This window comes from Flavobacterium sp. GL_143 (assembly GCF_057834355.1).
Genome location: NZ_CM174401.1, coordinates 4,363,826 through 4,386,455, shown reverse-complemented (window position 1 = coordinate 4,386,455; position 22,630 = coordinate 4,363,826). Strand labels below are relative to the sequence as shown.

Genomic DNA, 22,630 nt, shown 5'->3' with positions numbered 1-22,630 from the left:
ATTTTAATTAAGGATTATATTCAAAAACATCCGCGATTCTTTTTTCACCATCTTCATTCAGTATTTTTCCAACTTTTATCTTTGTATTAGGAGTAGATAATGCCTTACAGACATATTTTATATATTCTGTATTTGATTCAATGGGAATTAGTGTTGAAAGTTCTAACCCTATTTTTGTAAGTGTTAATATAGGTACTGAATAAGGTTCATTATGAGCACTTGTTGTTACGTATATTCCTGTTTCTCCAATTTCAAATAGTGATATTCCAGGTTCTTTTAAAGAAGGGAAATTTAGTCCTATAGCAGTTTCACTTGAAATCAATCCTAACTCAATCATAAGTAAGATTTCAGTGTAAGGAATATTAAATTGTATTTCAAAATATTCATAATAAAGAAAAGGAATAAAATGTCCACCATTATGTTTTACATTTAATTTAGCAAATTTCGTAAAAACCTCAGCTTCGTATTTTGTAATGTTCTTAAGAAGTTCCAAAGTTCTTAAAGAAAATGAACCTGGTTGTTTTACTTCTCCTGAAAGTATTCTTCCCCATAGTTTTTGCATTTCATGATTTGAAATGTCTTCTGCTATATTAAAAAATCTTGTTGTCCAGTCTGGATCCACCGATTCAGTTGAAATTTCAGGTTCTTGAATTATTTGTTTAACAGCAACATCAATTATATTGTCGATGTTATTTTGTTTCCTATGTTCTTTAAATAGAATTTTTTGTTCTATTGCATTTAGCATTTCAAATTCAATCAATTTATTCTCTGCGTCGGCAATAGTTTTGGCTTTTTCAATAACTTGTATTTTATAGGCTTCTGCATCAGCTTCTTTTCTAATTGCACGAGGTCTATATAAAGTTCCTATTCCTTGACTTATAACTTGAATTAATTTTTCAATTGGTTTTCCCTCAAATAATGTTATTCCTCCCATTTCATTAAGAATTATTTTTTATCAGAAAAACGATTATTTATTTATCAATTTCTCAAGCCTCACCATCATTTCATCTTTCTCTGTCATCATACGCTCATACAATGCAATTTTTTCTTCGTGTATTTGTACAATTTTATCAATTGGATTAAAAGTGCAATTGATATATCCAGAATTGTTAGCAACTGCACCTTCATGAAAAGTGTTAGCAATAATATTCACAGCTTGTTCCTCATCAAAATTCTGAAACGCTTCCACAGGAATTTTTAAGACATCTGAGATTTGATTCAATATATCATCTTCAATTACATCTTTTTGCTCCAGCATTGAAATTTTCTTTTGGTTCCAGTCATTTCCCAGATTATAAGCCAATGCCTCTTGTTTGATGCCAAGCATTTCTCTGAAGCGTTTTACGTTTCTTCCCTGATGTATTTTCTGTTCCATAATGAATGTCAATTTTTCTGAAGGCTCAAAGATAAAGCCATTTGGATAAAAATCCTGAATTTCAAAGATAAAAAAATATCTCGTAAAATATCTCTTTTGTCAGATATTATACCAATTTCATTTATGTTTTACTCCAATGTTTTCTGATATAATACCGATGTAATAGGAAAATAGTTACCATGCAATGGGACTATATTGAGTATACAATCGGTATTATATCCGTATTAGGAATAGATTATCCTTTGGGAAGAATAGAGCTTTGCCGGAGAATTTTTAATCTCCTTAGTATGAAAAAAAATAAAAGATTCTTCGAAACTAGATTTTGGGCAGGGGTTGAGGCGGGAAATCCATTTAAGGCTATTGATGCCTTTTTTGACTTTGAAGATCTTGATTATTATAAACAGACTTTAACCGAAGCGGTAATTTATAGCTATAAAAGAAAAGTCTACAAACAGGACAATCCATCCGATGTTTTTGTCTTTTATACTATTATTAATTCTTTTCTCAAAATCTGTTACTGCCTAAAACAGAAAAGTAAAAAATGGAAAGTTACAGCGTCTTTGCGCTCTGAAACTGTATTTCATCTTACTTCCCTAACGAAGGAAGAATACGATAATCCTTTTATTGTATTTCAAAATGCATTTGATGAAAAAAGGCTGGAAGAATTTGAATTGTTTTTATGTCTAATCCTGGAACTCTCCTTGTCTCCCAATGCCGGAGATGCTGAATCTGACCTAACGACGCCTTATATTTATTTAATCAAAATGCTGGATGCGGTGGAATTAATAAGAGAAAGGGGTGTTGAGAAAATCAAAAAAAAGAATCAGATTGATGTTGTAACGGAATAAAATATCCCTTATTCAAGCTTTAGAATACTAATCTGTTTAACCGCAAAGGTTTATCATTATGCATCTTATTTTTTAACGCAGAGAACGCAAAGATTTTCACAGAGTTCACTAAGATTTAAGTTGTGTTTAGACAATTTAAGTACGCAAAGCTTTGTGTTCCGAGGTTTGGGGTAATGTCATTAAGTTATGAAAAATGCCTTTAATACTGTGTCGGATAAATCTCTCGCAAAGCCGCGAAGTCGCAAAGAAAGTATGTGTAAATAGCTTTTTAAACCATTTTCTCCAGGATTTGAAGAAAATTGTTGGCTTTAAAAGATCTAAAAGTCTTGCCCTCCAATAATGGTAATAATCTCTACCCGTTTATTTCCATTGATTTGGTAGTAAATAGTATCAACACCACAAACACAATAACGATATCCTTTTTTAATATGGTCGGCAGATGGAAATAAAAAAGGATTTCCCTCTATTTTATCAAAACAATCGTAAAACATATTAAAATAGTTATCAGCTAGATCAATGCCAAACTTACTAACACCGTAATAATAAATTCTTTTTAAATCTTCTTTGGCTTCGCTACTTAAATAATAGCTATACATTAGGCAAATCTTTTTTAAATTCGGCTAACATTTCTTCTCTAGTTTGTTTTTTTGCAAAACCACTTTTTTCTCCCTTATCTATTTTAGATCTCACAAACTCATAGTATTCTTCTTGTGAACGAGCTTGTTTAATCAAATAGTTAATAGCTTCACTTTTACTACTAAACTCTTCTGTGTTAACCTGATTTTTCAACCATTCTTCATTAGGAGCAGTTAATGTTATACTTTGTCGTGTCATAATAATAAAAAGCTTTAGTTTGGTGTAAATTTACACCAAAACTTTGAAATGGAAATTATTAAATAATAAAAAGGCATAAAAAAAATCCCATTTCGTAAGAAATGGGATTTTTTGTGACCTCGACTGGATTCAAACCAGTAACCTCTTGAGCCGTAATCAAGTGCGCTATTCAGTTGCGCCACGAGGCCTTTTTTGTTTCTCAATTGGCTAATTTTTCGTAGCTTTGTTGAGCGCTTATTGCGGGTGCAAAGATAGAAACAAATGTGAGATATACAAGCGAAAAACAACAGAAAATTAAAAAAAAATGCAAATAAAAAATTACATCCGTGATATTCAGGATTTTCCAAAAAAAGGAATATTGTTTAAAGATATCACTCCGCTCTTAAATGACCCAATTGCCAGAGAAGAATGTCTACAGATTTTATTAGATTCTTTAAAAGGACAAAAAATCGACAAGGTAATAGGAGCAGAAAGTCGTGGTTTTTTCTTCGGAATGCTATTAGCACAAAAATTAAACGCAGGTTTTGTACCTGTAAGAAAACCCAAAAAGCTTCCTTATAAAGTAATTTCGGCAGAATATGATTTGGAATACGGTACAGATTCATTAGAAATGCATATTGATGCAATAAAAAAAGGTGATAAAGTATTAATACACGATGATGTGTTAGCTACAGGCGGAACAGCCAAGGCACTTTGTGATTTAGTTAATGAACTAGGAGGAGAAATTGTACAATGTAATTTTTTAATGGAACTATCTTTTTTAAACGGAAGAGAAAAGATAAAGGAAAATCCTATTTTTGCTGCTATAACATATTAGAGTAATTCTACACAAGCATCAAAAACATAAATTAACCAAATGAAAGCATTTTATTCGTTAGCCTTATTTACATTATTAATTTCTTGCAAAAATAATAACGACGTAGCCATTAAAACTGATTCAATTTCTCAAAAGGAAATTCCAAACGCAAAGGATACTATTAATAATATCCCTAGTGAGTTTAAAAGTGAAATACGTCCGAGCGAAAAATTAAAATTGCAGCAAGTATATACTGATGTAGCCGAATATGCAGGGTTTAATGAAGGTGGAGATTATTCATATGTTAAAATTAAAAAGAATAACAAGATAACATTTTTAACGTCTAACATAACTTCCGAGGAAGATCTTAAATATACTCTGGGGGATATTTATGAATTTAAATGGAAGATTGATAGTGTCTTTATTTCAGGAGATGGAGAAACACGAGATTTTACAGAATGGTTTGTAAGCGCTAAAAAAGTAAAAGACGGAAGTGTGACTCTATTTAGAAAAAAACACCCAGAGCCAATGAAATACAATTGGGCAGATGGGGAGGATAAATATACTACTGAGTTTAAAGATTATCTGTACACTTTAGTCGAATATTATTTGGCTAATTCTAAAAGTGAACTCGTAAAGGCTAACTTAAATGATCCAAATCTAAGTATATCTTACTCAATAGAAGATAGAGAAGAGGACGGACGTTCTTATACGGTTTTAGGCATCGCTAATGAATTTGAAAATCGTACAAGTATAATGCAATGGTTATATGTAGATAATGCAACCAGAGTCTTATATGAATATGATTTGCCAAATGAAAAATTAATAGAATTTAAGTAATAAAAAATCCGCTAGAGAATTAAATATTCTTTCTAGCGGATTTCTTTTATAATACAACTTTTAACTATCGTAAGGTTGCCCCAAGTTCAGTTTCAAAGTTTTGTTGCAATTTACTCATGATTTTATCAATTTGAGCGTCTGTAAGCGTTTTTGTGTTATCCTGAATGGTAAAGCTTAACGCGTAAGACTTCTTGCCTTCAGGAAGATTTTTACCTTCATACACATCAAATAGATTTACATCTTTTAATAAAGATTTTTCTGTTTGCTTAGCAAGATTGTAAATACTATCGTAAGTTACATTTTTGTCAATCAATAAAGCTAAATCTCTGCGTACTTCTGGATATTTAGGAATTTCGGTATATTTAATTTTACCTGTAATTATTTTCAAAATTAAATCCCAGTTAAAATCAGCATAAAAAACTTCTTGTTTAATCCCGAAGTGCTTTAAAATTGATTTTTTTACAACTCCCATTTCAACCAGAGTATCATGACCATATCCAATGGCAGCACCTTCAGAAAACACATCTGATTGTGTTGGAATATTAAGGATTTTATCAATTCCTAATCTAGAGATTACACCTTTTACATATCCTTTTAATAAAAAGAAATCTGTAGATTGTAAACCATTTGTCCAGGTTTCTTTATTTCTGTTTCCAGTAATAAACAAAGTAAGGTGTTTATGTTCTTCATAACCATTAAGAAATTTATGGTATGATTTTCCGAATTCAAATAATTTTAAATCTGAGTTTTTTCTGTTGACATTATATGAAATTGCTTCTAATCCTGAAAACAATAATGATTGACGCATTACTGATAAATCATTACTTAACGGATTTAATATAGTCACATTATGCTCTTCTTTTAATAGTGTCGAAAGATTAGCATAAGCCGCTGTTGTTAATGAATTGGCCATCATTTCGTGAAAACCTTGTGAATTCAGTTGAGCTGCAATACTATTTTGTACTTTATAATCTTCTGTTCTTGGCGAATTAGCAACTGTCGCATTGAATTTTTTAGAGAAATTAATATTGTTATATCCGTAAACTCTTAGAATTTCTTCGATAACATCAATTTCACGTTGCACATCTACACGATAAGCAGGAATTGTTAATCCCAAACCAGCTTCAGAAACACTATTAACTTTAATATCCAGAGATACTAATATCTTCTTAATGGTATCTTTTGGAATTTCTTGTCCAATAATTTTTGAAACATGGCTGAAATTTAAAAACACAGAGAAATCCTCAATTTTCTTTTGGTAAATCTCAACAATATCAGAAGTTATTTCTCCTCCAGCAATTTCTTTTATCAATAAAGCAGCACGTTTTAATGCATACGCAGTAATCGATGGATCAATACCTCTTTCAAATCTAAAAGATGCATCTGTATTTAATTGATGTCTTTTGGCTGATTTACGAACGCTTACAGGATTAAAGTAAGCACTTTCTAAGAATATAGAAGTTGTTGTATCAGTCACGCCAGATTTTTTTCCTCCAAAAACCCCTGCAATACACAACGGACCTTTTTCGTCACAAATCATTAAATCTTCTTGGTGCAAAGTTCTTTCTACATCGTCCAGCGTTACAAATTTAGTACCTGCAGGAAGTGTTTTCACAATTATTTTCCCGTTGATTTTACTAGCATCAAATGCATGCAAAGGTTGCCCTAATTCATGTAGCACATAGTTTGTAACATCAACAATATTATTTTTTGGAGTAATCCCAATAGCTTTTAATCTGTTTTGTAGCCAGCTAGGAGATTCGTTTATTGTAATTCCAGAAATAGTAACACCACAGTATCTAGGTGCCAAAGAAGGTTCTTCGACATTAACATCAATTTTTAAAGTTCGCATGTCAACTCTAAAATTACTAACCGACGGAGTAATTAATTCTACGTTTACACCACTTTGTAACAATCCCGCACGTAAATCACGTGCAGTACCAAGATGGCTCATTGCATCGGCACGGTTAGGAGTTAATCCTATTTCGAAAACTTCATCATTTTCTATATTAAAAACTTCTGCTGCAGGAGTTCCTGGTTTCAAAGCTTCGTCTAAGACCATAATTCCATCATGACCAGTTCCTAAACCTAATTCGTCTTCGGCGCAAATCATACCGTGGCTTTCCTGTCCGCGTATTTTTCCTTTTTTGATAGTAAAAGATTCTCCGTTTTTATCGTATAAAACAGTACCAATAGTAGCAACTGGCACTTTTTGTCCAGCAGCAACATTAGCTGCCCCACATACAATTTGTACAGGATGTTCTAAACCTAAATCTACAGTTGTAACTTTTAATCGGTCAGCATCCGGGTGCTGTACACAGGTTAATACATGCCCAACAACAATACCTTCTAATCCTCCTTTTATCGATTGGTATTTTTCAACCACTTCTACTTCAAGACCAAGGTCAGTAAGCAAAGCAGATGTTTCTTCGGATTTCCAATCTATTTTAATGAATTGTTTTAACCAGTTGTAAGATATTTTCATTTGAGTAATATTATTCTTGAATAAGTTTACAAATATAAGGATTGCACATTGTAGTAGGAAACAATTTATTTGGTTTTTTACAGCTGTTTTTACTTTATTATAAATCAGTATTTTTTGAATATACTTTGTTTTTTATGGTAATATTTTACTAATAGAGTATTAAATTTTAGTTATAAAAGAGAATCTGCATTTTTTGTGCTATCAGATGAATGAATTGTGCTATTCTTTACAAGAGAATGAAAGTAAATTTGAAATGAATCCAAAAAAAATATTTTTATGAGTACTCTAGCAAAAAGACCTGACTTTAAGGCAAAATACGATAATTACATTGGTGGAAAATTTGTAGCACCTATAAAAGGAGAATATTTTGATGTTCTTTCTCCAATAGACGGTAAAGTCTTTACAAAAGCAGCCCATTCTGGCAAAGAAGATATTGATCTGGCTGTAGATACAGCGTATGAAGCATTTAAAACCTGGGGAAAAACCTCGGTAACTGAACGTAGTATTTTACTAAATAAGATTGCTCAAAAGATAGAAGACAATCTAGAATATATTGCAACTGTAGAAACAATTGATAACGGAAAACCAATCCGTGAGACCTTAGCCGCAGATATTCCATTGGCAATAGATCATTTCAGATATTTTGCTGGTGTAATTCGTGCCGAAGAAAGTTCGATTGCCGAACTAGATTCACAAACAGTTTCTATCGCATTAAGCGAACCATTAGGGGTAGTTGCTCAAATTATTCCTTGGAATTTTCCGATATTAATGGCTGTCTGGAAAATAGCTCCGGCACTTGCAGCAGGAAATACAATTGTTTTAAAACCTGCCGAGAGCACACCGATTTCTATATTAGTATTAATGGAACTTATAGGAGATATTCTTCCTCCGGGAGTTTTAAATATTGTAAATGGTTTTGGTGCCGAACTAGGGCGTCCGTTAGTTACCAATAAAAAAGTTTCTAAAGCAGCGTTTACAGGTTCTACTACAACAGGACGATTAGTAATGCAATATGCTACCGAAAATATTATTCCGGTTACATTAGAATTAGGCGGAAAATCACCTAACATATTCTTCCCATCTATTGCCGATCATGACGATGATTTCTTTGACAAAGCCATAGAAGGAGCTGTTTTATTTGCATTGAATCAAGGAGAAATTTGTACATGCCCTTCACGATTATTAGTTCATGAAGATATCTATGATAAATTTATTAAAAGAGTAATCGAAAGAACTGAAGCTATTATTGCCGGAAATCCACTGGATAAAACAACCATGATTGGCGCACAGACTTCGATAGTGCAAAAAGAAAAAATCCTTTCTTATATAAAATTAGGAAAAGAAGAAGGCGCAGAATTACTTACTGGTGGTGAAGAAAATAATTTAGGCGGAGATTTAGAAGGTGGTTACTACATCAAGCCTACTTTGTTTAAAGGAAATAATAAAATGAGAATTTTTCAGGAAGAAATTTTCGGACCAGTTCTAGCCGTAACTACTTTTAAAACCACCGAAGAAGCTATTGCTATTGCAAATGATACAATGTACGGTTTAGGCGCCGGAGTTTGGACACGTGATGCACACGAAATTTATCAGGTTCCGAGAGCAATTCAAGCCGGTCGTGTTTGGATAAATCAGTATCATTCTTATCCTGCAGGCGCACCATTTGGAGGTTACAAACAATCCGGGATAGGTCGCGAAAACCACAAAATGATGTTGGGACAATACCGCCAAACCAAAAACATGTTGATTTCTTATGATAAAAAGAAATTAGGTTTCTTTTAAAGAATTGTATAAACCAAAGAGTAATAAACTATTAATTATTGCTCTTGCAAATAAATAAAATTATGTTGCCAAAAACAATGAAAGCCGCAGTTGTAAGGGAATTTGGTTCTCTTTTGAAGATTGAAGAAGTCGAAGTTAAGCGACCAGGTAAAAACGAAATCCTTGTAAAAGTCATTGCAAGCGGAGTTTGTCATACCGATTTACACGCCATAGAAGGGGATTGGCCCGTAAAACCCAAAATGCCATTAATTCTAGGACATGAAGCCGTGGGCTATGTTGTTGCGCTAGGTCAGGATGTAAAAAATGTAAAAGAAGGCGATGCTGTTGGCGTACCATGGCTTTATAGTGCCTGTGGAGGATGTGATCAATGTATTACAGGTTGGGAAACCTTATGCGATACACAACAAAATGGTGGTTACAGCGTAGATGGTGGATTTGCCGAATATGTAATTGCCGATGCAAGATATGTTGGACTTTTACCATCAAATGTCAATTTTATGGAAATGGCTCCCATACTTTGTGCAGGAGTAACCGTATATAAAGGACTTAAAGAAACTGAAGTTAAACCAGGAGAATGGGTAGCAATTTCAGGAATTGGAGGATTAGGTCACGTTGCTGTACAATACGCTAAAGCAATGGGAATGCATGTTGCAGCAATAGATGTTGCCGATGATAAACTTGATTTAGCTAAAAGACTTGGAGCAGATTTAGTAGTAAACGCAAAAAATCAAAATCCTGGAGAATTTTTAAAAAAAGAAGTTGGTGGAATGCATGGGGCATTAATAACCGCCGTTTCTCCTATAGCATTCAAGCAAGGTCTTGAAACTTTAAGACGAAAAGGTACAATGGCTCTTAATGGACTTCCTCCAGGAAACTTTGATTTATCAATCTTTGATACTGTTTTAAACAGAATTACAATTCGCGGTTCAATTGTTGGTACACGTAAAGACATGAAAGAAGCAATAGAATTTGCTGTAGAAGGAAAAGTAAAAGCAACAATTACTCCCGCAAAATTAGAAGATGTCAATGATGTTTTTGACAAAATGAAAAAAGGACAAATTGAGGGTAGGGTAGTGCTTGAGATTGCAAAACCATAATTAAATCATGAAAGCAACAAACTTTATAATTTTAAAGTTTGTTGCTTTTTTTAAATACAAAATCATGATAAAAAGAATCGATGCCACAGATAAAGCCATAGAATTGATAAATATATTAAAAGAAAAACATGGTGATTTAATGTTTTATCAAGCCGGAGGATGTTGTGAAGGAACACAACCGCAATGCTTTGAAAAAGGAGGTTTTTACCAACGAATGGGAGATGTATGTATTGGTACAATCGAAGATACAGAATTTTGGGTAGACAAAGATCTATTCGAATATTGGAAACATGCCCATTTTACTCTCAATGTAATTGATGCTTTTGGTGTGGGCGGATTTTCATTGGAAACACCATTAAAGAAAACATTCCAGATAGAATACCGAATTTTCACTGAAGATGAGGAGAAAGATTTGGAACCGATTAGAATTATTTCTTAAGGTTTAGAGGGGCTAAGGTTCAGAGGTGCAAAGAGACAAAGCGACAAAGGTTTCTTGTAGAGGCGCACCGCAGTGCGTCTTTTTTTTGCGCAATAATTGTTGAGTTACTAGCGGAGACCCTTCCTGCGTCAGGGTGACAAGATTGTGGTTGTATTGTGGGAAAGTTTTTCTATAACAAGATAGATGGTTCACGTTTCGATAAGAAACCTTAGCGCCTCAGAACCTTTGCCTCTTTGCACCTTTTTTTTAACCTTAGAACCTTTGCAACTTTGTACCTTCCTTAAATTCTCGAGTTACTAGCGGAGACCCTTCCTGCGTCAGGGTGACAAGTTTGTGGTTATGTATCACTAAAATTTCTTTATAACAAGATAGATTGGTTCCCGTTTCTATAAGAAACCTTTGTCTCTTTGTCCCTCAGAACCTTTTCTAGAAACCTTAGTGCCTCAGAGCCTTAGTGCCTCAATTTATAAACAACAACTGATATTGTTTTGGTGTAATACCTTCGTGTTTTTTAAATAATCGGATGAAATAATTTGCGTCTCCAAATCCTGATAAATAGCAAACTTCATTAATTTGTATGGAAGGATTCTTCAATAAATTTTTGGCACATTTTATTTTCTCATTCAATATATATTCTATCGGACTCATTCCTAATTCTCTCTTAAAAAAGCGGTAGAATGAAGCTGTACTCATACACGCTTTATCACTCAAGCTTTTTAAGTTCATGTTTTCCTTTAAATTCTGTTTGATGAATTCTGTAACTTCTGTTATTGGATTATTTGCCTGAATTACTGTTCCTTCATTAATAGATTTTACCGTTTGAGTTTGTATTATTCGAATCAACAATTCTTTCAAGGTCAAATCTGCCAAAACATCTTTGGTTATCGAGGTACTCATACATTCTTTTATAAGCTTATTGATTGTAGTAGCCATATCGACATTATTATAAAAGAAATAATTCTGATAATTTAATTGCCAATACATATCCTTTCCTTCTTTTGGATATCGTTCGTTTAAGAAATTTAAAGTGTCTGTAATTTTAGATTGCTCAATTGCCAGAGCCAAACATTGCGTGGGATTATTTCTTGTAGCATCTGGAAAATCAATTTTCATTTCTACATTTGCAGGAACTACAACAGTTTCTCCTGGTAAATAATCAAATTCGGGATCATCAAAGAGATGCATTATTTTCTTTCCTCTCAACATACTTGTAACAACCAAATCATCAAATTTTAAAGGAACTAAAGTAGATGATTCGTATGTTTCAAAAATATTTAACTCACAATGATTCAAGTTATAAATTGTCCTGTTTTCTACAAGAGTTTTTAACGATTTCTCTTTTGATAGTTGAAGTGGATTGATTAAATAACGTTGATTATTCATTGCTTTTTAAATTTTAAGACGGAACTTTAAATTTAAGCAAAATAATTATAAGAAGAGTAGATTTAACGTTTAATTAAATCAACTCTTCGACATGTTTCTTAATGTTTTCGGCTATTTTTTTGGTCGGTAAATCATTTTCATCATCACCAAATGGATCTTCAATTTCCTCTGCAATAAGTTCTAAACTCGCCAGTACATAAAAAACAAAAACAACTACAGGAGCAACATAATACCCTAAGCTAATAGAATAACCAAAAGGCAAAGTCATAATGTAAAAGAAAATAAATTTTTTGATAAACGCACTGTAAGAGTAGGGAATAGGCGTGTTTTTAATTCTTTCACAAGCTCCACAAACATCTGTAAATGCTTGCAATTCATCATTTAAAATAATGAGTTGTTCACCAGATATTTTTTTAGCATCGTATAAATCATTTATTTTATGAAATATGATTCTCTTTACCTGATTTGGCTTGTGTTTGTGGTGATCTATTTCTAAATCTACGTCTTCAAAAAGTTGTTTACTTGTTTCTGAATCATGCAAATGCTTATGCAAAATATCAGCATATAGCGGAATGAATTTTCTGAAAAATTTTCTATCATTTTCATCTTTTAGCATAGCTGAAAGTTTAATAGCAAGATTTCGGCTATTATTTACAAGGCTTCCCCATAACTTTCTTCCTTCCCACCAGCGATCATATGCTGTATTTGTTCTAAAAACTAGCAGTAACGAAATTACAAAACCTAACATTCCGTGCATAATTGGAATATTCTGAACATAATCGTTTTTAGTTATTTTAAAATAATAAATTTCCAGATAACCAACAGTTGACGCGTATATTGCAATAGCAATCATGATAGGAAACAACTTCCTAACTGTGTCTGATTTATGAAAATGAAAAATAAAGGTAAACCAGTCTTTTGTATTATATGATATCATTTGCTATGTGTTTGAAACAAATTTAGTTTAAAAACTAATATTTCCTGCTAATTCTTTTAATGCAATTTCAGATAATTTAGCTTCAAATTGCGCATTGCTGTAACGCACTTTTGCATTTACATAATTAAGCTGTGCCGTTCTAAACTCAAGTGTTGTGATTGTCCCAATACGAAATTTATCTAGTGTAATATCTAAGTTTTGTTTGGCTATTACTTCGTTATTTTCTTCAAGATTTATCAACTCCAAATTTGTTAAATACGTTTGATAAGCCGTTGCTAATTGTGTACTCAATACTTGATTTTGTTGTTCTAAAGCAAATTTAGTATTCTCAATTTCAAGCTTAGACGTTTTTTCATTTCTATGTTGATTAAAACCATCAAATACGTTTAAAGATGCGCTAAAACCATAATTTAATCCTCGGGAAGTTGATTCACTTGTAAATCCTAAACTAGAATGACTTTCAGAAAAATTATATCCTGTATTTAATTTTACAGTAGGATAGCGATTTGCTTTTACTTGCTTTAATTGTAATTCGGCAATTCTTAAATTAATAATTTGCGATTCTAATTGTGGATTTTGTTTCTTGGCTAATTCTAATAAATTATCCAAAATCAATGTATTATCTAAAGTAACATCATCCATAACCCTGAAATCAATTTTAGAATCTCGAGCTAAAATCTGATTTAATAATATCTTGGCATTTGCATATGATTCTTTCTGTCTCAATAATGTAACCTGATCTGTGTTTAAATCTACCTGAGCATTTAAAACCTCTAATTTTGAAGCTTTTCCAATAGTAAATCGGTTTTGTGCCAAAGTCAATCTTTGCTTAGAAATTACAATAGTAGTATCTAATGCTGCTAATTGTTGTTGTTGCTGAACCAAATCGTAGTAAGTAGAATTAACCTGTCCCACTTTTACTAAAATGGTACGTCGCAATTCGGCATCACCTAATTTCTGAAGTTCTTTAAGTTGATCTAATTGGGCAAACATTCTCATACCATCAAATATTGTCCAGTCTAATCCAACACCGTAATTTAAACTGTTATTTTTTGCGTTGTTCAATGAAGTTGATGTTCCGTCCTGGCGTGTTTGCGAGCTATTTTGTATGCTGTTATTATCTACAACAGTAGCTGTTACTGTTGGTAACATCCCTGCATTTCCAATTGTAGCATTGGTCTCGCTAATTTTTAAATTATTTGACGCAATTTTTATTTCAAAATTATTGTCTAATGCTATTTTTACTGCATTTTCTATGGTAAGAACTTCTTGAGCATTGCTTTTTGCAATACAAAAAAGAAACAAAACCAAGCATTTAAATAGAGTTTTAGTGTACATCATTTTTTATTTTTATTACCACAAATCAGCTATCAAAATTTTGTTTAAAAGCGATTTGTGGTTCCTATTTTTATTTAAAGTGAGTTTGAGATTATTTATTACTATCTCTTTCATATTCTTCGATATGATCAAACTCAGGGTAATGTTTACGTGCTTTAGACCACATTAAATACATGGCAGGAATTACAAATAAAGTAAGTACTAAAGAGAAAATTGTTCCTCCCACAATTACAACTCCCATACCTATACGGCTTGTAGATGCTGCTCCAAGAGACATTGCAATTGGTAATGCTCCTAATGCAATTGCTAAACTCGTCATTAAGATTGGTCTAAGTCGCGCCTCTGAAGCTTCTAGTATTGCTTCTAATTTTGGCTTGCCTTGTTCTCGTAATTGGTTGGCAAACTCTACAATCAAGATACCATTCTTGGTAACAAGACCAATAAGCATTACGGTACCAATCTGGCTAAAGATATTCCAAGTTTGGTTAAATAACCATAAAGAGAATAATGCCCCAGCAACTGCCATTGGCACAGTTAATATGATAATAAATGGATCTATAAAACTTTCAAATTGAGCAGATAATATCAAGAAGATTAATAATAAAGCTAATCCAAATGCAAATGAAGTATTCGAACTACTCTCCACAAAATCTCGCGATTCTCCACCTAAATCAGTTGTAAAAGTATCATCAAGAACTTTTGCTTTTATCTCGTTCATAGCATCGATACCGTCGCTGATACTTTTGCCTGGAGCTAAACCAGCCGAAACTGTAGCCGACATATATCTGTTATTATGATACAATTGTGGCGGATTGCTTTGTTCTTCAATCGTAACTACGTTATCCATTTGTATTAACTGTCCTTTTTTATTTTTTACAAACATCGAAGTTAAGTCCAATGGTTTCGAACGGTCTTTTTGGTCAAATTGTCCAATTACCTGATATTGTTTTCCGTTTTTAATAAAATATCCAAAACGTTGTCCACTTAAAGAAAGCTGTAATGTTTGTGCAATATCGATAATAGAAATACCTAAACTTTCGGCTTTTTCACGATCGATACTTACATTAATTTCGGGTTTATTAAATTTCAAGTTCACATCTGTAACCGAAAAAGTATCATTTTTATTGGCTTCGTCCATAAACAACGGAATTTTTTCTCGTAGTTTTTCGAAGGTTGGTGCTTGGATGATATACTGAATTGGCAATCCTCCACGTCTATTTACAGCAATTGTAGGCTGCTCTGTTACCGAGGTTTTTGCTTCAGAATATTTTTTTGTCCATTTTGTTAATTTCTCTGCAATTTCTTTTTGAGAACGGGTTCTTTCGTTTGGTTCTTTAAGCGCAATCCTAACCCTACCGCTGTTTACAGACGATGATCCAAAACCTGGTGAAGTGATTACCAAACTTACTTTTTTCTCCGGAATAGAGTCATCAATAAGTTGTCCTAGCTCTTGCATAAAACGATCTGTATATTCGTATGAAGAACCTTCGGGAGTTGTTACACTTAAAACCAATGCACTTCTATCATCATAAGGAGCAGTTTCTTTTGGTAAAATACTAAAGAACAAATAAATTAATCCAAAACAAATGGCGATAATAGGAAAGCTCAACCATTTTCTTTTCATAAAACGGGTTAAAGCATCTGCATATCCTTTATTTAAACTTTCGAAATAAGGTTCTGTTTTAAGATAAAAATTCGATTTCTTTTGTTCGCCACCTTTCATTAAATAAGCATTTAACATAGGTGTTAAGGTCAAAGAAACAAAGGCCGAAATTAATACTGCTGCTCCAATGACGACTCCAAACTCTCGAAACAATCGACCAACGAATCCCTCTAAGAAGATTACTGGTAAAAAAACGGCTGCAAGCGTTATTGAAATAGAAATTACAGCAAAGAATATCTCGTTTGATCCTTTAATTGCAGCTTCAATAGGTGACATTCCTTCTTCGACTTTCTTAAAGATATTCTCCGTTACCACAATTCCGTCATCGACCACAAGTCCCGTTGCCAAAACAATTGCAAGTAATGTTAATACGTTTATTGAGAATCCAAAAAGCCACATGATAAAAAATGTTGCTATTAAGGAAACTGGAATATCTATTAAAGGTCTAAATGCGATTGCCCAATCTCTAAAAAACAAAAAGATAATCAAGATAACCAAAACTATAGATATCAATAATGTTTCAGCAACTTCCAAAACAGATTTTTTTACAAAAAGCGTACTGTCTATCGCAATGTCAAGCTTAATATCTTTAGGAAGATCTTTCTTTAAAGCATCGTATTTTTTATAAAACTCTTTCGAAATATCTAAATAATTAGCTCCTGGCATAGGTACAATCGCAAGACCAATCATAGGAAGTCCTGATTGGCTCAATTTTGTTTCGGTATTTTCCGGACCTAATTCGGCATTACCAACATCGCTAAAACGAACTATTTTTTCACCTTCTGAACGAATAATAATATTATTAAATTCTTCTGGTTTAGATAAATTTCCAACCGTTTTTACTGTAAGTTCGGTATTGTTTCCTGTTAGTTTTCCAGAAGGTAACTCAACATTTTGTGCATTTAAGGCATTACGAACTTCGGATACGGTACAACCATATGCAGCTAGTTTTATAGGATCAATCCATAAACGCATGGCGTAACGTTTTTGTCCCCAAATTTGAACTGCACTTACTCCTGGAATTGTTTCTAATCGCTGCGAAATAACATTCTCTGCATAATCACTCAGTTCAAGCGCACTTCGTGTATCACTTTGAACAGTCATCGAAATAATAGATTCTCCATTGGCATCAGCCTTAGAAACAACAGGCGGAGCATCTATATCCTGAGGTAAACTTCTAACGGCTTGTGATACTTTATCACGAACATCGTTTGCAGCTTCTTCTAGATTTTTATCTAGATTAAACTCGATTGTAATATTACTACTTCCTTGTACACTCGATGAAGTAATGTTTCTAATTCCGTCAATGGCATTAATTGCTTTTTCAAGAGGTTCAGTAATTTGAGATTCTATAATGTCTGAATTTGCTCCTGTATAATTAGTACGTACAGAAACTTGTGCCGGATCAATAGACGGAAACTCTCTTACGCCTAAAAAGCTATATCCAATAAGACCAAACAATACAATTGCAAGATTTAATACAATTGTTAATACTGGTCTTCTTATACTTGTGGTTGATAAACTCATATGAGATTTATGATTTTAGTCCCGATAACTATCAGGATTAGATTTTAAAATAATGAAAATTGATTTGGATTATTAAATAATTCAAAATCTCTATTTTTTCACTTTTACTTTAATTGGATCGTCATTTTTTAATGCCATTACACCGCTAGTTATAACAGTATCTCCCTTTTTTAAACCTGATAAAATCAAGATAGACGCATCTGTTCTTGTAGCCGTTTCTACCATTACTTCTTTGGCTTTGCCAAAATTAGAAATAAAGACTTTTTTTCCGTTTTGTACAGGTACAATAGCTTCCGTAGGAACCACAATGGCATCTTTTATTATATCTAATGGTAATTTTACATCAGCAAATGTTCCAGGGAATAATTTGCCATCTTTATTTTCGGCGATAGCTCTAATCTGGAGTGTTCTTGTTTCTACAGCAACTTCAGGCTCAATAGCATAAACTTTAGCCGTATATTGAGTCTCAGACCCAGAAACCGTAAAAGTAATAATAGAATTGTTTCTTACCTGACTTGCGTATTTCTCTGGAATCGAGAATGTAATTTTTAATTTACTAGTATTAACCAATTTAGCAACCAAAATTGTTGGTGTAATATAAGTTCCCGGAGAAATTGATCGTAATCCTATCTTTCCAGAAAATGGTGCTTTTACAGATGTTTTTGCAATTTGAGCACGTATTAATTGGGTTTGTGCTTGCGCAGAAGCGTGGTCGGCTCTTGCAACTTCATATTCTTCTTGGCTAATAGCTTCTTTTTGAAGTAATAACTTTGCTCTTCTTTCATTTTCGGCAGCCAAACCTTCTTTAGTAGTCGCTTGTCTTAATTGCGCTCTTAATTCTATATCATTTACCTTAAAAAGAACTTGACCTTTGGTTACGTTGCTTCCTTCACTAAAATAAATTCCTTCGACAATACCCGAAACTTCACTTCGAATTTCTACTTGCTCATTGGCTTCAATAGATCCGGATAAAGATAAATTATTGTCAAAAGTTTGAGTGTCTACAACAACTCCCGAAACTGTTGTGGTTTTGTTTTTACCGTTCTGACCTTTAGATTCGTCGTTCTTATTTTTATTAGATACAACTCGGTAAGCGATAAATCCGCCAATTCCGATTATTAGCAAGGCATATACAAGGTTTTTTACTTTCATGAGATTTAGGTAAAGCTAGAATTAATAGATTATGGTTTTAAGTGAATTCACAAATTTAGTTTTTTGTATTGAAAACCTATGACCTTATTTTTTATTTAACAATTGTATGTACAAATATTAATATTTTCGTTAAAATAAGATGCAAAAGGGCAATGCTAGAAACAGAGGTTCTGAGTTACAAAGCCTCTAATTTTCTAAGATTTACAATAAACATAAGTTCAAAAATTTGTATTAAGACTCCATTCGTGAAGAAAGGTTTAAAGGGGGTAATAAAAAAAGGTACAAAGTTGCAATCCCGAAGCTTCGGGACTGAGGTACTAAGGTTAGAAAAACGAGGTTAATCACAAAATAACCGCAAACTTGTCTCCCTGACGGAGGAAGGGTCTCCGTAAGTAGCTCGACAATCTAAGAAAGGTGCAAAGATTTTAAGAAAGGTGCAAAGTTGCAAAGGCTCTGAGGTTCTAAGAAGGTTTATTATAGCTCACGGTTTTAACCGTGTGATGCAGATTGCCATAATACATTGCGTTCCAACGGTTGAAACCGTTGGCAATGTTTATAACATGTATTTAAGATTGTAATTCGTTGTCAAGCCATTACGCTGTCGCTTGAGAATTTAAGAAAGGTGCAAAGGCTTTAAGGAAGGTAAAAAGTTGCAATCCCGAAGCTTCGGGACTGAGGTACTAAGATTAGAAAAACGAGAAGAACTAGGTTAATCAAAAAGTAGCCGCAATATAAACCCAATCTTGTCTCCCTGACGGAGGAAGGGTCTCCGCTAGTAAATCGAGAACAAAGAGTAAAATTTAATTAATAGGCTTGTATATAGTACAGAGTAAATACTCTATATGTAAAATAGAGTAAACACTCATTATTGTGGTTATTATGTTGCCTTAAATTAGTAAATTCCTTTATAAGATAGACGCACTGCGGTGCGCCTCTACAAGAAACCTTTGCAACTTTGTACCTTTCTCAAAACCTTAGTATCTTAGAACCTTAAAACCTTTGCAACTTTGCACCTTCCTCAAACCTTTGAACCTTAAAAAAAGAATTAACTTATATAATTCCAGATATTCTTTTTCTTTGTTAATTCGATGAAAATGGCTTTAAGGATTGCATTTTCAGGTTTTTGCAATGGAGCGTCTTCTTTTAGGACTTTTAAAGCATAATTTCTGGCTAGAGCCAAAATATCACGATCACGAACAATATCGGCGATTTGAAGATTAAGTACACCGCTTTGTTGCGTTCCCATTAAATCACCAGGACCACGAAGTTTTAAGTCAACTTCTGCAATTTCGAAACCGTCATTGGTTTGAACCATAGTTTCCATTCGGGTTTTACTATCCGAACTTAGTTTATGCGAAGTCATTAAGATACAATAACTCTGTTCGGCACCACGACCAACACGACCACGTAATTGATGCAGTTGCGAAAGCCCGAAACGTTCGGCACTTTCTATAATCATTACACTGGCATTTGGTACGTTTACACCAACCTCAATAACGGTTGTAGCAACCATTATATTAGTTTTTCCTTCCGAGAAACGTTTCATTTCTGAATCTTTATCAGCTGGTTTCATTTTTCCGTGAAGGATAGAAATTGAGTAATTAGGTAGGGGGAAATCACGAGAAATACTCTCATAACCATCCATCAAGTCCTTGAAATCCATTTTTTCAGATTCTTGAATCAATGGATATACAATATATATTTGTCTTCCAAGAGCAATTTCATCACGCAAAAACTTCCAGACTTTCAGTCGGTTACTGTCATAACGATGAACCGTTTGGATTGGTTTTCGTCCTGGAGGCAATTCGTCGATTACCGAAATATCTAAATCACCATATAAACTCATCGCCAGAGTACGCGGAATAGGCGTAGCGGTCATAACTAATACGTGCGGCGGAATTTCGTTCTTTTTCCATAATTTAGAACGTTGCTCTACACCAAAACGGTGTTGCTCATCGATAACAGCCAAACCTAAGTTTTTAAATTTCACTTTATCTTCAAGTAAAGCGTGTGTTCCGATTAAAATATGTAAGCTACCGTTTTCTAATTCTTCATGAATTATTCTTCTGGCAGCAATTTTGGTAGATCCGGTTAGTATTTTTACATTGATATCTAATGTCGCTGCTAATTCTGATAATCCCACAAAATGCTGATTTGCTAAAATCTCTGTAGGTGCCATTAAGCATGCCTGAAAACCATTATCGAGCGCCAATAACATACTCATAAACGCAACGATAGTTTTTCCCGAACCTACATCTCCTTGTAACAATCGATTCATTTGGGCATTACTACCCATATCGGTACGTATTTCTTTGATTACTCTTTTTTGAGCATTTGTAAGTGCAAAAGGCAAGTGATTTTGATAAAAAATATTAAAATATTCGCCTACTTTTACAAATGGATGCCCTTTTATTTTATGCTTTCTAATCAGGTTTTTAGTTATCAGTTGCAACTGAATAAAAAACAATTCTTCAAATTTTAATCGATATTGGGCTTTCGCCAAAGCATCGGCACTTTTAGGAAAATGTATATTGAATAAAGCTGCTTTTTTAGGAATCAGTTTTAATTCATTTGCCAAATAATCGGGAAGTGTTTCAGTGAATAAAGTTTGTGTTTCCAGAAATAATTGCTGCATGAGTTTGTTAATCACACGATTTGAAATCCCTCTATTAGCCAAGGTTTCTGTCGATGGATAAACAGGTTGCATTGCAGAGCGAAGGCTTTGTTCGTGTTCGCTCATGAGTTCAATTTCGGGATGCGACATACTAAACTGACTTCCGTATAAACTACATTTCCCAAAAATCACACAAACTTCGTTGAGTTTTAAACTCTCACGAATCCATTTATGTCCCTGAAACCAGTTTAAGTCAATTTGTCCTGTATCATCTACAAAAGTAGCAACCAAACGCTTCTTGTTTTTGGCAAATTCAACGGTTTTTATATTGATGATTTTACCAACAATCTGAACTTCGGCAGCAGTATTCTGTAATTCGTTAATCTTATAATATCGCGTTCTGTCTATATATCGGTTCGGAAAAAAATTAACCAAATCAATATATTTATGAATCCCCAATTCCTTACGCAGCAATTCGCCACGATTAGGGCCAACACCTTTTAAGTATTCGATAGGAGTTTGAAGAAGATAATTAGACATTCTTTATTTAGACGATTAGATTTTTAGACTTCTTAGATTTACGAACTTTTTTATCTTTAAATATTTCAATAATTAAATCTTTTAATTTCTATTTTATCTTTAAATATTTATAAAAAGCGAAGATAGATTTTAATTAGGAAAATAGAAAATACAATTGTTTTGAAAAAGTTAAATGCTTTTATTTATAGTAAGAAAGAATCATTTATCTATCTCATAAAATAAATAGTCAACTCTATAAAACAAATATTTTAAGAATATATTTCTTAAAAAAGTTTCTTTTAGTAAGTTTTTTATACAAAATAAAATACTTATTTTTGAAAAACTCTAGAGGAAGAGCTAATTAATTCTATAATAAATTCTTTTCTCAACACTATTTGAGATGAAGAATTATAATATAAAATTACTGCTGAAATAAAAATTATGCAAAGACTTCCTTACCACATTTACCTAAATAAAAAAACAATTATAATCCGTTTTGCTTTATGTCTATCCCTCTTCTTAATTGCAGTTTGGATGTTATGGCATAATACAAAACAGTTTTATGATGGTCAAAATTTTCATCCAGAGGTACTATTTTTATCTCCTTTTGTGATTATTGGAATGCTCTTTTATACAATAAGAGAAGTGCGCTTATTTGATAATAATGAAATACAAATAACACTTAATCATAAAGGAATTATTTTTTACGGAAAATATTTCATTGAAATTGGAGTAGTAAATTGGGAAGACATAACAAGATGTGTTGAAACAAAGGAACAATACGAAACTGTATTAAATATAATTGTTCATCAACCAGATACTTATATAAATAAAATTAAAAATGAAAAGTACCGTAAAAAAGCAGAAACTTACTGCAATGAAAATGGTAATGTCTTATTATGGATAAATGTAAGGCTTTTAAATTGTGATCTTACGGAGTTAAAAAGAAACATTTTTCAAATGATAGATAAAACAAAGAATACAAATAACTAAGATTGAGC

The 22,630-nt window shown here is 32.9% G+C and carries 18 protein-coding genes and 1 tRNA gene; 7 read left to right on the top strand and 12 right to left on the bottom strand.

What is annotated here, in order from left to right:
* Window positions 1-7: 7 nt before the first annotated feature.
* Both AC3IPI_RS18555 and AC3IPI_RS18550 read right to left on the bottom strand, forming a co-directional pair.
* Window positions 8-934 carry a DUF2806 domain-containing protein gene (locus tag AC3IPI_RS18555; RefSeq protein WP_039118578.1) on the bottom strand — a complete coding sequence of 309 codons (927 nt, stop codon included), beginning with the start codon at window positions 932-934 and terminating at the stop codon, window positions 8-10.
* A 33-nt stretch (window positions 935-967) separates the two neighbouring features.
* On the bottom strand, window positions 968-1,375 hold the full coding sequence (locus tag AC3IPI_RS18550) for a helix-turn-helix domain-containing protein (protein WP_489154786.1): 408 nt from the start codon (window positions 1,373-1,375) through the stop codon (window positions 968-970).
* 287 nt (window positions 1,376-1,662) lie between these two features.
* Between AC3IPI_RS18550 and AC3IPI_RS18545 the strand changes: the two genes are divergently transcribed.
* Window positions 1,663-2,223 (top strand): hypothetical protein, encoded by a 561-nt coding sequence (locus AC3IPI_RS18545; RefSeq protein WP_489154784.1) that lies wholly within the window; start codon window positions 1,663-1,665, stop codon window positions 2,221-2,223.
* A 317-nt stretch (window positions 2,224-2,540) separates the two neighbouring features.
* Here AC3IPI_RS18545 and AC3IPI_RS18540 read toward each other — a convergent pair whose 3' ends face one another.
* From AC3IPI_RS18540 to AC3IPI_RS18530, 3 genes are all read right to left on the bottom strand, one after another.
* On the bottom strand, window positions 2,541-2,819 hold the full coding sequence (locus AC3IPI_RS18540; protein WP_489154782.1) for a type II toxin-antitoxin system RelE/ParE family toxin: 279 nt from the start codon (window positions 2,817-2,819) through the stop codon (window positions 2,541-2,543).
* Window positions 2,812-3,057, bottom strand: a complete 246-nt coding sequence (locus AC3IPI_RS18535; RefSeq protein WP_039118581.1) for a ribbon-helix-helix domain-containing protein — start codon at window positions 3,055-3,057, stop codon at window positions 2,812-2,814. The genes AC3IPI_RS18540 and AC3IPI_RS18535 overlap by 8 nt, the downstream gene beginning before the upstream one ends.
* A 114-nt stretch (window positions 3,058-3,171) precedes the next feature.
* Window positions 3,172-3,245, bottom strand: a tRNA-Arg gene (locus AC3IPI_RS18530).
* Between the two features lie 116 nt (window positions 3,246-3,361).
* On the opposite strand from AC3IPI_RS18530, the gene AC3IPI_RS18525 reads away from it, so the two are divergent.
* Window positions 3,362-3,874: an adenine phosphoribosyltransferase gene (locus AC3IPI_RS18525; RefSeq protein ID WP_489154779.1), complete on the top strand. Its 513-nt coding sequence runs from the start codon at window positions 3,362-3,364 to the stop codon at window positions 3,872-3,874.
* Between the two features lie 39 nt (window positions 3,875-3,913).
* A complete protein-coding gene (locus AC3IPI_RS18520) occupies window positions 3,914-4,693 on the top strand; it encodes a hypothetical protein (protein WP_489154777.1) in 780 nt (259 codons plus the stop codon).
* Window positions 4,694-4,757: 64 nt separating this feature from the next.
* On the opposite strand, the gene pheT is transcribed toward AC3IPI_RS18520, so the two are convergent.
* A complete protein-coding gene (gene pheT / locus AC3IPI_RS18515; RefSeq protein ID WP_086895997.1) occupies window positions 4,758-7,178 on the bottom strand; it encodes a phenylalanine--tRNA ligase subunit beta in 2,421 nt (806 codons plus the stop codon).
* 276 nt (window positions 7,179-7,454) lie between these two features.
* Between pheT and AC3IPI_RS18510 the strand changes: the two genes are divergently transcribed.
* The 3 genes from AC3IPI_RS18510 to AC3IPI_RS18500 all read left to right on the top strand — a co-directional run bounded on the left by AC3IPI_RS18510 (window position 7,455) and on the right by AC3IPI_RS18500 (window position 10,496).
* A complete protein-coding gene (locus AC3IPI_RS18510; RefSeq protein WP_489154775.1) occupies window positions 7,455-8,960 on the top strand; it encodes an aldehyde dehydrogenase family protein in 1,506 nt (501 codons plus the stop codon).
* Between the two features lie 62 nt (window positions 8,961-9,022).
* Window positions 9,023-10,057, top strand: coding sequence for an alcohol dehydrogenase AdhP (adhP, locus tag AC3IPI_RS18505; RefSeq protein WP_489154773.1), 1,035 nt, complete (start codon window positions 9,023-9,025; stop codon window positions 10,055-10,057).
* A gap of 64 nt (window positions 10,058-10,121) precedes the next feature.
* Window positions 10,122-10,496, top strand: coding sequence for a DUF779 domain-containing protein (locus tag AC3IPI_RS18500; RefSeq protein ID WP_039112151.1), 375 nt, complete (start codon window positions 10,122-10,124; stop codon window positions 10,494-10,496).
* Window positions 10,497-10,955: 459 nt separating this feature from the next.
* Here AC3IPI_RS18500 and AC3IPI_RS18495 read toward each other — a convergent pair whose 3' ends face one another.
* The 6 genes from AC3IPI_RS18495 to recG form a co-directional block, all read right to left on the bottom strand.
* Complete coding sequence (locus tag AC3IPI_RS18495) at window positions 10,956-11,879, bottom strand: AraC family transcriptional regulator (RefSeq protein ID WP_489154770.1); 924 nt, start codon at window positions 11,877-11,879, stop codon at window positions 10,956-10,958.
* A 73-nt stretch (window positions 11,880-11,952) separates the two neighbouring features.
* Entirely contained in the window at window positions 11,953-12,816 is an 864-nt protein-coding gene (locus AC3IPI_RS18490) for a bestrophin family protein (RefSeq protein ID WP_323491416.1), read from the bottom strand.
* A 27-nt stretch (window positions 12,817-12,843) separates the two neighbouring features.
* Window positions 12,844-14,154 (bottom strand): TolC family protein, encoded by a 1,311-nt coding sequence (locus tag AC3IPI_RS18485; protein WP_489159244.1) that lies wholly within the window; start codon window positions 14,152-14,154, stop codon window positions 12,844-12,846.
* Window positions 14,155-14,245: 91 nt separating this feature from the next.
* Window positions 14,246-17,344 (bottom strand): efflux RND transporter permease subunit, encoded by a 3,099-nt coding sequence (locus AC3IPI_RS18480; protein WP_039111941.1) that lies wholly within the window; start codon window positions 17,342-17,344, stop codon window positions 14,246-14,248.
* 90 nt (window positions 17,345-17,434) lie between these two features.
* Window positions 17,435-18,496: an efflux RND transporter periplasmic adaptor subunit gene (locus tag AC3IPI_RS18475; RefSeq protein WP_039119214.1), complete on the bottom strand. Its 1,062-nt coding sequence runs from the start codon at window positions 18,494-18,496 to the stop codon at window positions 17,435-17,437.
* A 1,045-nt stretch (window positions 18,497-19,541) separates the two neighbouring features.
* The gene (gene recG / locus AC3IPI_RS18470) at window positions 19,542-21,650 is read right to left on the bottom strand and encodes an ATP-dependent DNA helicase RecG (RefSeq protein WP_489154766.1); all 2,109 of its coding nucleotides are present in this window, start codon (window positions 21,648-21,650) and stop codon (window positions 19,542-19,544) included.
* Window positions 21,651-22,070: 420 nt separating this feature from the next.
* Between recG and AC3IPI_RS18465 the strand changes: the two genes are divergently transcribed.
* The gene (locus AC3IPI_RS18465) at window positions 22,071-22,622 is read left to right on the top strand and encodes an STM3941 family protein (protein WP_489154764.1); all 552 of its coding nucleotides are present in this window, start codon (window positions 22,071-22,073) and stop codon (window positions 22,620-22,622) included.
* Window positions 22,623-22,630 lie beyond the last annotated feature (8 nt).

Bases quoted from the DNA above. Each gene is read 5' to 3' on its own strand.
- AC3IPI_RS18555 (WP_039118578.1), bottom strand. From the start codon at position 934: ATGGGAGGAATAACATTATTTGAGGGAAAACCAATTGAAAAATTAATT.
- AC3IPI_RS18550 (WP_489154786.1), bottom strand. From the start codon at position 1,375: ATGGAACAGAAAATACATCAGGGAAGAAACGTAAAACGCTTCAGAGAA.
- AC3IPI_RS18545 (WP_489154784.1), top strand. From the start codon at position 1,663: ATGAAAAAAAATAAAAGATTCTTCGAAACTAGATTTTGGGCAGGGGTT.
- AC3IPI_RS18540 (WP_489154782.1), bottom strand. From the start codon at position 2,819: ATGTATAGCTATTATTTAAGTAGCGAAGCCAAAGAAGATTTAAAAAGA.
- AC3IPI_RS18535 (WP_039118581.1), bottom strand. From the start codon at position 3,057: ATGACACGACAAAGTATAACATTAACTGCTCCTAATGAAGAATGGTTG.
- AC3IPI_RS18525 (WP_489154779.1), top strand. From the start codon at position 3,362: ATGCAAATAAAAAATTACATCCGTGATATTCAGGATTTTCCAAAAAAA.
- AC3IPI_RS18520 (WP_489154777.1), top strand. From the start codon at position 3,914: ATGAAAGCATTTTATTCGTTAGCCTTATTTACATTATTAATTTCTTGC.
- pheT (WP_086895997.1), bottom strand. From the start codon at position 7,178: ATGAAAATATCTTACAACTGGTTAAAACAATTCATTAAAATAGATTGG.
- AC3IPI_RS18510 (WP_489154775.1), top strand. From the start codon at position 7,455: ATGAGTACTCTAGCAAAAAGACCTGACTTTAAGGCAAAATACGATAAT.
- adhP (WP_489154773.1), top strand. From the start codon at position 9,023: ATGTTGCCAAAAACAATGAAAGCCGCAGTTGTAAGGGAATTTGGTTCT.
- AC3IPI_RS18500 (WP_039112151.1), top strand. From the start codon at position 10,122: ATGATAAAAAGAATCGATGCCACAGATAAAGCCATAGAATTGATAAAT.
- AC3IPI_RS18495 (WP_489154770.1), bottom strand. From the start codon at position 11,879: ATGAATAATCAACGTTATTTAATCAATCCACTTCAACTATCAAAAGAG.
- AC3IPI_RS18490 (WP_323491416.1), bottom strand. From the start codon at position 12,816: ATGATATCATATAATACAAAAGACTGGTTTACCTTTATTTTTCATTTT.
- AC3IPI_RS18485 (WP_489159244.1), bottom strand. From the start codon at position 14,154: ATGTACACTAAAACTCTATTTAAATGCTTGGTTTTGTTTCTTTTTTGT.
- AC3IPI_RS18480 (WP_039111941.1), bottom strand. From the start codon at position 17,344: ATGAGTTTATCAACCACAAGTATAAGAAGACCAGTATTAACAATTGTA.
- AC3IPI_RS18475 (WP_039119214.1), bottom strand. From the start codon at position 18,496: ATGAAAGTAAAAAACCTTGTATATGCCTTGCTAATAATCGGAATTGGC.
- recG (WP_489154766.1), bottom strand. From the start codon at position 21,650: ATGTCTAATTATCTTCTTCAAACTCCTATCGAATACTTAAAAGGTGTT.
- AC3IPI_RS18465 (WP_489154764.1), top strand. From the start codon at position 22,071: ATGCAAAGACTTCCTTACCACATTTACCTAAATAAAAAAACAATTATA.